The sequence below is a fragment of the Corynebacterium gottingense genome (assembly GCF_002285125.1).
GTDB lineage: Bacteria > Actinomycetota > Actinomycetes > Mycobacteriales > Mycobacteriaceae > Corynebacterium > Corynebacterium gottingense.
Genome location: NZ_NSGN01000001.1, coordinates 1 through 11,882, shown reverse-complemented (window position 1 = coordinate 11,882; position 11,882 = coordinate 1). Strand labels below are relative to the sequence as shown.

Annotated in this window: 11 protein-coding genes and 1 rRNA gene; all 12 read right to left on the bottom strand. The window is 66.2% G+C overall.

Features of this window, described 5'->3' with window-relative positions; genetic code table 11:
• Nucleotides 1-57: 57 nt before the first annotated feature.
• On the bottom strand, nt 58-972 hold the full coding sequence (xerD, locus tag CKJ82_RS00060) for a site-specific tyrosine recombinase XerD (RefSeq protein WP_095536548.1): 915 nt from the start codon (nt 970-972) through the stop codon (nt 58-60).
• Nucleotides 972-1,649, bottom strand: coding sequence for an NUDIX domain-containing protein (locus CKJ82_RS00055; RefSeq protein ID WP_276291259.1), 678 nt, complete (start codon nt 1,647-1,649; stop codon nt 972-974). The genes xerD and CKJ82_RS00055 overlap by 1 nt, the downstream gene beginning before the upstream one ends.
• Before the next feature lie 10 nt (nt 1,650-1,659).
• Nucleotides 1,660-2,535, bottom strand: a complete 876-nt coding sequence (locus tag CKJ82_RS00050; RefSeq protein ID WP_095536546.1) for a copper transporter — start codon at nt 2,533-2,535, stop codon at nt 1,660-1,662.
• A gap of 12 nt (nt 2,536-2,547) precedes the next feature.
• The gene (steA, locus tag CKJ82_RS00045; protein ID WP_095536545.1) at nt 2,548-3,744 is read right to left on the bottom strand and encodes a putative cytokinetic ring protein SteA; all 1,197 of its coding nucleotides are present in this window, start codon (nt 3,742-3,744) and stop codon (nt 2,548-2,550) included.
• A 53-nt stretch (nt 3,745-3,797) separates the two neighbouring features.
• Complete coding sequence (gene recN, locus CKJ82_RS00040) at nt 3,798-5,525, bottom strand: DNA repair protein RecN (RefSeq protein WP_095536544.1); 1,728 nt, start codon at nt 5,523-5,525, stop codon at nt 3,798-3,800.
• Nucleotides 5,526-5,565: 40 nt separating this feature from the next.
• A complete protein-coding gene (locus CKJ82_RS00035; RefSeq protein WP_095536543.1) occupies nt 5,566-6,486 on the bottom strand; it encodes an NAD kinase in 921 nt (306 codons plus the stop codon).
• Nucleotides 6,483-7,313, bottom strand: a complete 831-nt coding sequence (locus tag CKJ82_RS00030; RefSeq protein ID WP_095536542.1) for a TlyA family RNA methyltransferase — start codon at nt 7,311-7,313, stop codon at nt 6,483-6,485. The genes CKJ82_RS00035 and CKJ82_RS00030 overlap by 4 nt, the downstream gene beginning before the upstream one ends.
• A 14-nt stretch (nt 7,314-7,327) precedes the next feature.
• On the bottom strand, nt 7,328-7,495 hold the full coding sequence (locus CKJ82_RS11570) for a hypothetical protein (protein ID WP_233125703.1): 168 nt from the start codon (nt 7,493-7,495) through the stop codon (nt 7,328-7,330).
• A 1-nt stretch (nt 7,496) separates the two neighbouring features.
• Nucleotides 7,497-8,492, bottom strand: coding sequence for an HAD-IIA family hydrolase (locus tag CKJ82_RS00025; protein ID WP_095536541.1), 996 nt, complete (start codon nt 8,490-8,492; stop codon nt 7,497-7,499).
• 17 nt (nt 8,493-8,509) lie between these two features.
• Nucleotides 8,510-9,355, bottom strand: a complete 846-nt coding sequence (locus tag CKJ82_RS00020) for a hypothetical protein (RefSeq protein WP_415528389.1) — start codon at nt 9,353-9,355, stop codon at nt 8,510-8,512.
• Nucleotides 9,356-9,516: 161 nt separating this feature from the next.
• A complete protein-coding gene (locus CKJ82_RS00015) occupies nt 9,517-10,146 on the bottom strand; it encodes a hypothetical protein (protein WP_095536540.1) in 630 nt (209 codons plus the stop codon).
• A gap of 1,610 nt (nt 10,147-11,756) precedes the next feature.
• Nucleotides 11,757-11,874: ribosomal RNA gene (rrf, locus tag CKJ82_RS00005) — 5S ribosomal RNA — on the bottom strand.
• Nucleotides 11,875-11,882: the final 8 nt, after the last annotated feature.

The window sequence follows — 11,882 nt, the reverse complement described above, 5'->3', positions numbered from 1 at the left end:
TTATGCTGGCAATCACTGCCACTGCATCCACAGGCAACGGTGAGATCCGCCCCCGACTCACGCACGCGGATGGGCCTGCCGCCACACCTCGCGCAGATTCTCCGCCGTGACGTGGGTGTAAATCTGCGTCGTGGTCACCGACGCGTGTCCCAGCAGCTCCTGCACCGTCCGCACGTCCGCCCCTCCCTCGAGGAGGTGCGTGGCAAACGAGTGGCGCAGCGTGTGCGGGGAGATGTCTTTGTGCAAGCCCGCCCGCTCGGCGGCCTGCTTGATCGCCGTCCACGCGCTTTGGCGCGACAGAGCTCCGCCGCGGGTGTTCAGGAACAGGGCGTGAGACTTTCCGGTGGCAAACGACGGGCGCACCCGCACAAGGTATGCCTGCAGCGCGTCCTGCGCGTGACTGCCCACCGGCACCAGCCGCTGCTTATTGCCCTTGCCGGTGACGGTGAGAACCCCTGCGCCGGGCTCGAGCTCGGACGCGTCGTCGACGTTGAGTGCAAGCACCTCGGAGACGCGGGCGCCCGTGGCGTAGAGCAGCTCCAGCAACGCGCGATCGCGCACGCCAACCGGGGTATCGCCCGCGCACGAGTCAAGCAGCGACTCGACCTCCGCGACAGAAAGCGTGTCCGGCAGCTGCTCGCCCTGCTGCGGCGGGGCCACCTCGGCGGCCACGTCGCGCGGCAGGACCCCCTCCGCCACGCCGAACTTGTGCAGCCCCCGAGCCACGACCAGGGCCCGCGCTACCGAGGAGGTGGCCAGCGGCTTCGTCCCGTCGACGCCGCGGCGGAGGTCGGCCACGTACGCCTCGACGTCCAGCGCGCTGACTGCAGCGAGATCGGTGATGCCGGCGCGCTCCAGCCAGGTGAGGTAGCGGTTGACGTCGCGTCGATAATTGCTCTCCGTGTGCGTGGACACGCCGCGCTCGACGATGAGGTGGGTCAACCAGCGCTCGGCGAGGGTGCGAGCCTGCACTAGATGCGCTTCATGTCCGGGGTGATCCCTGCGGCGACGCGGCGCTTTGCCAGCGAGGTCGGGCGCAGCTCGAACGGTGCGTCGGTGCTGCGCGGTGTCGCGCGACCGGCTTGCACCTCGCTTGCTGCGAGCACGCCCGCGATCGCGATGGAGTTGACGATCTCACCGCGAAGCACCGCCTCGCGCGCTTGTTCCAGCGGCATCCAGGTCAACGTCATATCCGCCTCTTCCTCCTCGGCGGGCGGGCGAGGGACCTCGCGGAGCTCGCGGGCGAGGAAGACCCGGACGGCCTCTTCGGCGAAGCCGGGCGAGGTCACCAGGTCCACAAGCACTGACCAGTTGGCGGCCTCGAGCCGGGCTTCCTCGACAAGCTCGCGCTTGGCGCCGGTCAGCTCGTCCTCACCGGCGACGTCGAGCAGCCCGGCGGGGAGCTCGAGCAGGCGGTGGCGCACAGCGTGCCGGTACTGCTTCACCACGGCCACCTCGTTGCGATCGTTCAGCGCAACGACGGCGACTGCGCCGAAGTGCTCGACGATCTCGCGCGACGCCTGCGCCCCGCCGGGCATCGTGACCGTGTCTCGGCGCATCGCCAAGATGGGCGATTCCTGCAGCAGTTCCGAGTCAACGACCGTGAACTCGTGCGCGTGCGGCGAAGTGTGTTCCATCTGTTCAGCCATAGGTGTAAGCCTAGGACGTTGCCGAGCCTGCCGCACCAAGCGTCGCGCGGATGCGGCCCGCCTCCGTCTCCACGGCCTGCACAAAGGTCGCGTGCTGGAGCTCCGGTGCGTGCCACGCGTCAATTTCGCGCACGCCTAACACGGTCGGCTCAGTCTTGCCCAGTGCGTCGGCGAAGTCTGCAAGCAGCTGTTGGCCGAATTCGTCCGGGGCGCCCTTGCCTGCGCCCGCGCCGCCTTCCTCATCGGTGTCGTCTCCGGCGGCCCCGGTCACGATCACGATCGCGTCAGCGGGCACAAGGTCGCCGCTGTAGTGCACAAACCCCGCCTGCTTGAGCGCATCGAGGACGAACTGCCGGTCGCCCGCGGGCGCGAGCGGCTCCCCCGTCTCCGCATCAACCAACAGTGCCGCGGACAGCGATTCACCGGCGTGGACGCCTGGCCGTCGATCTTCCACCGACAGCTGTGCCCCGGCGGGCAGGGTGTTTGCGATCAGTGACGACAGCGCGTCCGCCGAGTCCTGATCCGTGAACTTTGATGCCAACTCAAGCTCGCCGGAATCCTTGGCGCCCGCCTTTCCCAGCAGCCAGCGCACCGCCTTCACGTCCTCATCGGAGGCGCCCTCGGTGCGGATCACCGTCACGTGCTTATCTTTCAGCGCGTCTTTCACAATTGCCGCCGACTGCTCACCGAGCAGCGTATCCGAGTTATCGGCGTACGCCTCCGCGCGCTGCGCCTCCTTCGAGGTCGCGGAGTTGTCCTGGCCAAGCGGCTGGCCGTCGTTATGCATCGCGGGCGCGATGAGCAGCGCGCCGGCGGCCACGCCGAGCGCAATGCCCCACCCCAGGCCGGTCACCACGAGCCCGCTTGTGCGTCCTCCATCAGACATGTTCAGGCTCCTTTACTTGGTCAGGCGGTCGATCAGGTCCTGGAAGGACAGCGCAATGCTGTTCCAGGTATTGACCAGGTTGTCAGAGAAGTCCCCCGGCCCATACAGGCCGACGACGAGGACGATGGTCGCGATCGCCACCAGGATCCCCAGGATCGCCCACGCCCACGCGACCCCGCCACTCGACGGCACCGCGTACAGCTGCTCCACCACCGTGGAATCAACCAGCTTGCGTCCCGCCTTCATGCGGGTGAGCAGCGCCTCGGGCGGCGTCGACTCGGGCGCAGCGAAAATCTGGTCAAGCTCCACGCCCTGACCAACGGTCACGATCATCTCCGCGTCGTGGAACACCGCCAACAGGATCGCCAGGTCCGTCGGGGATTCCGTCGCCGCCGGAAAGGTCATCGCCCCCACTCCCAGATCCTGGATGCGCTCCAGCCCCGGAGCAAAACCGTCCGGCTCGGCGGGGAGGATGACGCGCGCGCCGCTGCGCAAGCTTTCCGACGCCACGTCAGTCGGATCTCCGACAATGTAGTCAGGTTCGAAACCGAGCTCCACGAGGACGTCCGACGCCTGACCAACGCCCACGATCACCGGGGTGAACTCGGACATGAAATTCTTGATCCCCTTCAGCCGATCGCGGAGGTCCGGGCAGGGCGACACCACCACGACCTTTCGCTCCGCCATGGACTCGCCAAGGTCCGGGGCGCCGAGGCCGTCGATGAGCAACGGGGCTTCCGCGTGCACGAACTCGATGGTGTTGCCAAAGTAGGCCTCCATCTGCTCGACCAGGTTGCGCTGCGCCTCGGCGAACGTGGCGTCGAGGTCGCCGCGCGTCACAGGCACTGCGGTCCCCGCGGGCTTCTTGCCCACGGTGATGCTGCCGTCCTCGCCGAGGCGGACCTTCTTGCCGTCGCGCAGGGCGCCGTCGCCTCCGGTTGCTTCGAGGAGGGTGACGTTGGCGTCGAGAAGCAAATGCGGGCCGTAGTTGGGCATGGCGCCGGTGGAAAAGCGGGACAGGTTGATCACGGCGCTCGGCCGGTGCGCAAGCAGCGCCTCAGCCTGGCGGCGAGTCATGTCCGCCGAATCAACCAGCGCGATGTCGCCCTCGCTCATGCGGGACGGCCCCTTGCCTTTCGGCCTGCAGTCACGCAACGTGCCCGTCAGCGCGGGCTGCGCGGATTCGGAGTTCCGGGAAGCAACAGTCATGCGTCATATTGTGCACGCGTGACCTGCCCGAACCTGGTAGGCGCGCGGGAGCGCTACTGGCGCAATTCCTCCACTTCGCGCTGCGCCCGTGCGAACAGCTCCTTCGCGTGGGCTTTGCCGGTATCGGAGTCGTCCAGGCCGGCCATCATGCGGGCCAGCTCGTCGATCCGCTCGGCGGAGCTCAGGCTCAGCACGCCCGAGGTGACGGCCTCGTCGCTGACATCCTTTGCCACGTGCAGGTGGGTATCCGCGTAGGCCGCGACCTGCGGGAGGTGGGTGACCACGATGACCTGGTTGCGCGCGGCGAGCCGGGCAAGGCGGCGGCCGATTTCCACCGCTGCGCGCCCGCCGACGCCGGCGTCGACCTCGTCGAACACCATCGTCGCTCCCCCGCTGGTGCCGGACAGCACCACCTCGAGGGCGAGCATGACGCGCGAGAGCTCACCGCCGGACGCGCTCGTCGCCAGCGGCTTCGGCTCGAGCGCGCTGTTCGGGGCAAGCCGAATCTCCGCCGCATCGGCGCCGCGCGGGCCGAAGTCGGTGCTGTCAATGGATACGGTCAGCTGCGCCTTCGGCATCGCCAGGCCGTGGAGTTCTTCGGTCACGGCCTTGCCCAGCGCCGTAGCGGCCTTGGCGCGTGCTTTCGACAACGCGGTGGCGCGGGTGCGCATCTGCGCTTCCGTCTCCGTGACCTGCTTCTTCAGCTGCTCGATGGCCTCGTCGGAGGTATCGATGCGTTCCAGCCGCTTCGCGGCCTTCGCGCGCCAGGCCAGGACGCCAGCAATGTCGGGGGCGTATTTCCTGGTCAACCCCTTGAGCTGCTGCTGGCGCTGGAGGAGCCGCTCAAGCTCGTCCGGGTCGCTCGGGAGCTCCGCGACGTAGCTGCCAAGTTCCGCGGAGACGTCGCCAAGCATGCTCGCCACCTCGTGCAACCTGGCGCCGAGTTCCTGCAGCGCCTTGTCACTCGCGCCGTCCAACGCGGTCGCCGCGCGGCCGACCAGTGTGGAGGCAGCGTCCTCGTCGTCGCCGTACCCGCCAGCCGCCTCGGCGCCGTCGATGGCCACGAGCGCGGTGTGCGACGCCTCGCGCAGCGCGTCGACGTCCTGGAGGCGGTTAATGGTGTCAACGAGGTCCGTATCCTCACCGTCTTGCGGGGCGACCTCGTCGATTTCCGAGATGGCGAACTGCAGCCGGTCCAGCTCCTGGGCGAGCTCCTGTCGCCGCTCCGTGCGCTCGCGGAGTTCGCTCGCCGCCTTGCGCCACGCCGTGTACGCGGTGCGGTAGGTCTCCAGCTTGCCGGCGATTTTCGGGTCGAACCGGTCCACCGCCGCGAGCTGCTGATCTGGCGACATGAGGCGCAGCTGGTCGTTTTGCCCGTGGATTGTGAGCAGCTCATTGGAAAGCTCGCCCAGCGTTGCCGCGGGCACCGTCCGGCCGCCGAGGTGCGCCTTCGACCGCCCGGTCGCCTTGACTGAGCGGGAGACGACGTACTCGTCGTTCTCGTCGGCGGCCGCGCCGGCCCCCTCCGCGATCTCCGCGATGCGCACGCGGACGTCCTCCGGAAGCCCGTCGGTGCTGAACGCGCCCTCGACCACGGCCTCCTTGGCGCCGGTGCGCACGCGGGACGCGTCCGCGCGGCCTCCGGTGAGGAGCCGCAGACCGGTGACCACCATGGTCTTACCGGCGCCGGTCTCACCGGTGAGCACCGTGAGCCCCGGAGCCAGTTCCGCAGAGGCGTGCGAGATCACGCCCAGGTTGCTAATGGCAATCTCTGCCAGCATGGCTTCTCCCTTCCCTCACATCCGTCCCGTGCAGCCGCGGCTACGAGTAGCGCGGGCCGCGCCAGCCAGACACCGGCAGCTGGAACTTGTTCACCAGCCGGTCGGTGAACGGGCGGTCGTCGATACGCACCCACCGTACCGGGCGCGCGCCGCGGATCACTTCCACGCGCGAGCCCGGGGGCATTGCAATCGAGCGGAAGCCGTCCATGACTACCACGGCGTCGCTCGTCGTCGGTTCGGATTCGACGGCAACCGTGGACCGCGGCGAGACCACCAGTGGCTTAGCAAACAGCGCGTGCGCGTTGCTCGGCACGACGAGGATGGCGTCCAGCGCAGGCCACATGACGGGACCGCCCGCGGAGAAGGCGTACGCGGTCGAGCCGGTCGGGGTGGAGATGAGCACACCGTCGCAGCCAAACGAGGACACGGGGCGGAAGTCGATCTCCAACGTGGCGTCGAGCACCTGCGTGCGGTTCGCGTTTTCGATGCTGCACTCGTTGAGCGCCCAGCTGCGCCCCAGCTCGTTGTCGTCTGCGTCGCGCACCATGACGTCGATAGTCATGCGCTCTTCGACGCGGTAGGTCTTGTCAATGACGTGCTGGATCACCGCCTCGAGGCTCTCCGACTCGCCCTCTGCGAGGAATCCGACGTGGCCCAGGTTGATGCCCAGCACTGGGATGTCCTGCGCGTGCGCGAAGCTCGCGGCGCGGAGGAAGGTGCCGTCGCCGCCGAGGACGAGGACAAGCTCACAGCCTTTCGCGGCGTCTGGCCCGGGCTGGACGTGGTCCAAGTCGCGCAGCATCGCGTCCTCATCGACGGGGCTGTCCTCCCGCAACGTGAGCAGCCGAACCCCGATGCCGGCGGCGGTGAGCAGGCGCGCCGCGACCGCAGCGGAAGAGATGTTTTCGGGCCGGTAGTAGTGCGGGACGAGCAGGATTGTCCGGTGCGCGGTCTCAGTCACGTGTGTGTCGGTCCTTCCTCAACTGCTGTGTCCACCATGGCCCGCAGCGCCGCAGCATCCAGTGCTCCGGCGCCGCCGTCTTTGACCAGCCATAGGAAGTATTCTACGTTGCCGCTCGGGCCGGGAAGACCAGAAGCGGTGACGCCTTTCACGCTGAGCCCCAGCGACTGCGCGTACGCGGCCACGTCCGCGGTCACCTCGGCGCGCAGCTCGTTCGAGCGCACGACACCGCCATGGCCGAGCCGGTCCTTGCCCACCTCGAACTGCGGTTTCACCATGGGAAGCAGGTCGGCCCCCGGCGCCAGGCAGGCCGCGATCGCGGGCAGCACCAGCTTGAGGGAGATGAAGGAAAGATCGCCCACCATGAGGTCGGCGGGTTGCCCGATCTGCTCGAGCGTCAGGTTGCGGATGTTCGTCCGGTCCAGCACCCGCACGCGCGGGTCATTCTGCAGCCGCCAGATCAACTGCCCGTACCCCACGTCCACGGCGATGACTTCCCGCGCCCCGCGCTTGAGCAGCACGTCGGTGAAGCCGCCGGTCGACGCGCCCGCGTCGAGCGCCACTTTGCCCGCCACGTCGAGCCCCTGCGGTCCGAACGCCTCCAGCGCGGACAGGAGCTTGTGCGCGCCTCGCGACGCCCACTCGTCCTCCTCCGCCACATCCACCTTGATGGAAACGTCGGGTTCCACCACGGTGGCGGGCTTCGTCGCGGGGAAGCCGCCGACGATGACTTTGCCTTCCTTGATCCACGTCTGCGCCTGCTCGCGCGAGCGCGCGATTTTGCGGCGGACGAGTTCGGCGTCGAGTCGCCTCCGTCCAGGTGCCACGTCTGAGTCTCCTTCTACTGGTTGCGTAGGGCGTCGCTTAAGACGTCGTGGGCGCGGGTGAGCTGCGACGCTTCGTCGACAAGCGATTGCACGGGCTCGGCGAGAATCTCCTGCACGCGCTGCGTGACTTCGGCGGGGCTGTGCTGCGTCGTGCGCGGGTCGTGTGGCTTCGGCGCGGGCACGCTACCACCACTTCGCCAGCGCGGCCTCGGCCTCCGTGGACGCCGCCCGCACATTCCTCGGCCCGGTGGGCTGCGCCCAGGCGACCTCGAGGGCGGTACGCAGCGCCTGAACGCTTGTCGACGCCTCCTCGCCCCCATCCACGACCAGCTCGTCGCCCTCCATCCGCGCCTGGAAGCCGCCCTGCGCACCGGGCTGCAGCGTGGCGGGATCCGCCGCCAGCGCGCGCATATCTTCGCCGATGTACGTCGGGCGCTGCTGCGGCGGGGCCTGGAGCAGCGCGAGCGGCCCGGAGACGCCGGTGAGCACGTGGAGCGTGGGCATCCCCGCCGCGACGCCGCCAGCTAGGTCGGTGTCCAGGCGGTCGCCGATGCCCAGCGGCGACTTGGCCCCGAAGCGCTCGGCCGCCTGGTGGAACATCGCGGGCTCGGGCTTGCCCGCCGACCGTGGCGTCACGCCGGTGGCTGAGGTGACCGCAGCGATCATCGATCCGTTGCCCACCATCAGGCCCCGCTCCATCGGCAGCGTGGTGTCCATGTTGGACGCGAGGTAGACGGCGCCGGCGCGGATGGCCAGCGCGGCTTCGGACAGTTCCGCCCACCCGGTGTCCGGGTTATGCCCGTGGAGCACAGCCTTCGGTGCGTCGTCGGCGGAATCCGTGACCTGGTACCCTGCATCACGGACGAGATCCTTGAACGGCTGCGCGCCGAGCACGAGGACCGGATCCCCCGGTTCGAGCACGCCCTCCGCCAGCCCGAGCGCGGCCTGGGCCGAGGTGAGGACGTCGGCCTCGGCGGCGTTGAGCCCAATGTCTTGCAGCATCGCTGCGACCCTGCTCGCCGCACGGGAGGCGTTGTTCGTGATGTAGATTGCCTTGCACCCGGAGGCGTTGATCGCTTCGACGGCGTGCGGGATCGCCCGGCCGCCCTCCCAGACCGTGCCGTCCAGATCCAGCAGAAGCGCGTCGTGCTGCGCTTGTAGCGTCGTGTTTCCGTCCATGTCTCGTCGCGCTCGTTCTAGCTCAGCTCGCGGACACGCTCGTCCGCATCCGTGATGCCGTCTTCGTCTGCCTTGGCCACAGCGGCGAACCACTCCTTGGCCTCGTTCTCTCGCTGCACGGAGAGCAGCGCATCTGCGTACGCGTAGGCCAAACGCAGCTCGGAGAAGGTTTCAGGATGCAGCGTCGGGTCAAGGCGAGACAGCGTTGCCAGTGCGGAGTCGTGCTGCCCAAGATCGTGGCGCGCACCTGCGAGCACGATGGCCAGCTCGACGCGGTCTTCCGGCTCCAGCTGCCGAGCCTCCGGCGTCCGCCCCAGCTCGAGTGCCTTTTCGGGGCGGCCAAGGCCGCGCTCCGCGTCTGCCATGACGGCCAACAGGCCGGGGCCGCCGCTCATGCGGCGTGCCGCCCGCAGCTCGGAAAGCGCTTCCTTCCATTCACCGGCGTGGTAGGCCACGATTCCGTTGGTCTCGCGCACCACGCCCACGCGGCCTGCGCGGTTCTTCGCGGCACGCGCGTGGCGCAGCGCGAGCTTGGGGTCGTCCTCCAGCATCTCGATCGCCATCACCATGTGCTGCGCTACGCGGTTAGCGTTGTCCTTGGACAGCACGCGCAGGTCCTGCAGCACGGAACGATCAAGCTCATTGATGTCGATGCCATCCGGCAGATCCGGCTCGGAAATCTTCTGCGCCATCCGGTCCTCGCGGAACCCCTGCCGTGACGGGTTCGACCGATCATGCCGGACCTTTTTCTCAAACCTGTCGCCGCGGCCACCGCGACGCTTGTCATCGCGGCCACGCTTCGGCTTGCCACCACGGCCATTCTGGCCACCACGCTTATACGACCGGTTATCGTTTTCCGACATCAATGCCCTTTCTTTCGCGTTCAACTCATTATAGGGTCTGTTGCTCTCGGACACCGCCAGGGGCGAAGTGCTTATCGACGCCACCGCCACACCAAAGGCCGCGAACCCTCACGAGCTCGCGGCCGTCTACTGAGCGCCTACTCCAGGCGAAGCGAACCTCACTACGGCAGCATCGCCGCAATCTCAGCGGGCAGCATCGGCTTCAGCGAAGGAAGCGCGGCTGCAACGCCGCCCAGCACTAACAGGATCACACCGGCCGAGACAACTCCGATCCCCGCCCCGTTGAGCTTGCCGTCCTCATCGCTCAGCGCGTTCTTTCCCTCGGCATCTCCGGGCTTACCGCCGTCCTGAGAGCTGGAACCGCCATCGGTGCCCGGAGTCCCCGGCGTTGGCTTCGGCTTGGGTTTCGGCTTTTGCGGCGCATTGGAGTTACCGCTGCCCGCGCACTTTTGAAAAGCTGGAAGGAAGGTCTTCTCGTAGGCCTCAACCCCAACCTTGAACAACTTCTCGCGCTCTGCCGCGGCGGCGGGATCGGTCTTCTTCAGCTCCGCAATAGCTTTTCGCTCCTGCGCTTGCGCTGCCTTTGTCTCCTTGATGGCCTTCTTCGCCTCCTGCGGCGTGATTGTGTCTGAGCTTGGCATCATGTACCGCTCTTGCTCCTGAGCAGTGAAGGTGAAGTGGCAAGTGCCACCGCTCACCTTGACGGATACCGCATTGGCCGAAGGCGCGACAATTCCGGCGGTGATCATGCAGCCAGCAACAACGCTGGCCGCGAAACGCTTATTCAACATAGCTTAAAACTCCAATTGGTAGAGAATGTGTGCTGGCTTCCGACAATCGCATTGTTAACTGACTGTCAATTGTCAATCTACAAAAGGTGCAAGGCGTGTGCGAGACAAATCACGTCTGAATCGATTCAGTGCGTTGCCACACTGCCAATATTGTGAGAGCGCACCAGTGGACGTTGCGTGCAATCCATGCTCTTGAAAATCGGCTGGTTTCCCACTCCGCGGATATCGCAGTCCTTCTTTTCGCGCGGGTGCGACGGCGCCGCGTCGGGGCTCTGAGCTTCTCGTGCGGGTTCGGCGGCGAGTTGTCTGTCTGATACGGCGTGGTTCCGTGTGTTTGACGAGAAGACCGTGTGTTTGATGGCCGCTGTGTGTGTTTGACGAGAAGGGGGTGACGAATCCGCGGTCCCCCCTGGTCTCGCATCCTCGTCACGGAGATCTCGTCAACTAGCACCCCGCTGGCTGCACGCGGGGTTGGGCGGTGCGCCAGCACGTGTGGATCCGGTTGGCAGCTGCAGCGCCCAGCGATCACGCGTCGAGGATAACCGCGAATTCTTTGCCCGGGTGTTCACCCGGGTTGCGCTCTGCGGCCGCAGAGTAGAACCCGGGAATCCTCGGGTACACGATGGGCTCATTCTCTTCGGGCGCAGAGTAGGCACGCGGGCTTCCCAACTCGTGAACGTCTGGCGGCTGTTGCGCGCGTGCATTTTGTAACACCGTGGTGAGTATCGGGTAACGCGATGGTGAGTGTCGAGTAAAATTGAATCTTCGATACTTCGGAAGAAACATTTTGGTGACCGCGTGACTTCAGGGCACGGCGGCATTGCCGAAGGAACCCGATTGTGACTGGCCACAGGACGATGATCCTCCTTGTGATCAATGGCTGGGTCTAGGCCGTTTCCCAGAACAGGGACAACACCAGCGATGGGTGCATTGGTGGAACGCCAAGCGGCTTCACGAAACATTGGACTACGACACCCCACAAGGAAGTAGAAGCCGAGTACTATCTCACCCAGCCCATCAACACAGGGCCGTAAAAGAAGCGGAACTAAACCCAGGACGCTTCAGTAGTAGATTGCCAACCGCCATAATAAAACTATGGATACAGCGCAAAAGATTAAAAGCGGTGCCCTAGCCGTGCTATCAGTTTTCGCGATAGCACTAATCGTTTTATGGGCAACCCACTCGATAGGGCTTGGACTATTGGCCACATCTCTAGTACTCCTAGTTTTTCTTTCCGTGGGGATAAGGATATGGGCGGAGAACTCTCGTCCATCAGAAGCAACTGACTCCATGCCCCGCTCAGAGCACCTCTGAAGTCTTATGTTCGGACACCTGAAGAGCAGGGGCTCACCCCAGAGTTACCCGCATGACCCGATCACCGCCTGAGCAGGTTCAGCATGTTGCTCATCAAACAAGCAAACCTAACCTCATACAACACAGACGGGCTAGTTTTCCCTCAGCAACCCTCGACGCGCCCGGGCGTGCACCACCGGCCCCGCACTGCACCCCACCCCGCGCGGGAATAGAAAAAGCGCCCCGCCGGGTATGGACCAACAACAGGTCCCACCCGACGGGGCGCACAAACAGTATTCAATTATTTATAGTTGTTGGGTCGGCGGTAACCTACTCTCCCACACCCTCCCGAGTGCAGTACCATCAGCGCGGGCGGGCTTAGCTTCCGGGTTCGGAATGGGACCGGGCGTTTCCCCGCCGCCATCAACCACCGACACACCCAA

Bases quoted from the DNA above. Each gene is read 5' to 3' on its own strand.
- CKJ82_RS00055 (WP_276291259.1), bottom strand. From the start codon at position 1,649: ATGGCTGAACAGATGGAACACACTTCGCCGCACGCGCACGAGTTCACG.
- CKJ82_RS00050 (WP_095536546.1), bottom strand. From the start codon at position 2,535: ATGTCTGATGGAGGACGCACAAGCGGGCTCGTGGTGACCGGCCTGGGG.
- steA (WP_095536545.1), bottom strand. From the start codon at position 3,744: ATGACTGTTGCTTCCCGGAACTCCGAATCCGCGCAGCCCGCGCTGACG.
- recN (WP_095536544.1), bottom strand. From the start codon at position 5,525: ATGCTGGCAGAGATTGCCATTAGCAACCTGGGCGTGATCTCGCACGCC.
- CKJ82_RS00025 (WP_095536541.1), bottom strand. From the start codon at position 8,492: ATGGACGGAAACACGACGCTACAAGCGCAGCACGACGCGCTTCTGCTG.
- CKJ82_RS00020 (WP_415528389.1), bottom strand. From the start codon at position 9,355: ATGTCGGAAAACGATAACCGGTCGTATAAGCGTGGTGGCCAGAATGGC.
- CKJ82_RS00015 (WP_095536540.1), bottom strand. From the start codon at position 10,146: ATGTTGAATAAGCGTTTCGCGGCCAGCGTTGTTGCTGGCTGCATGATC.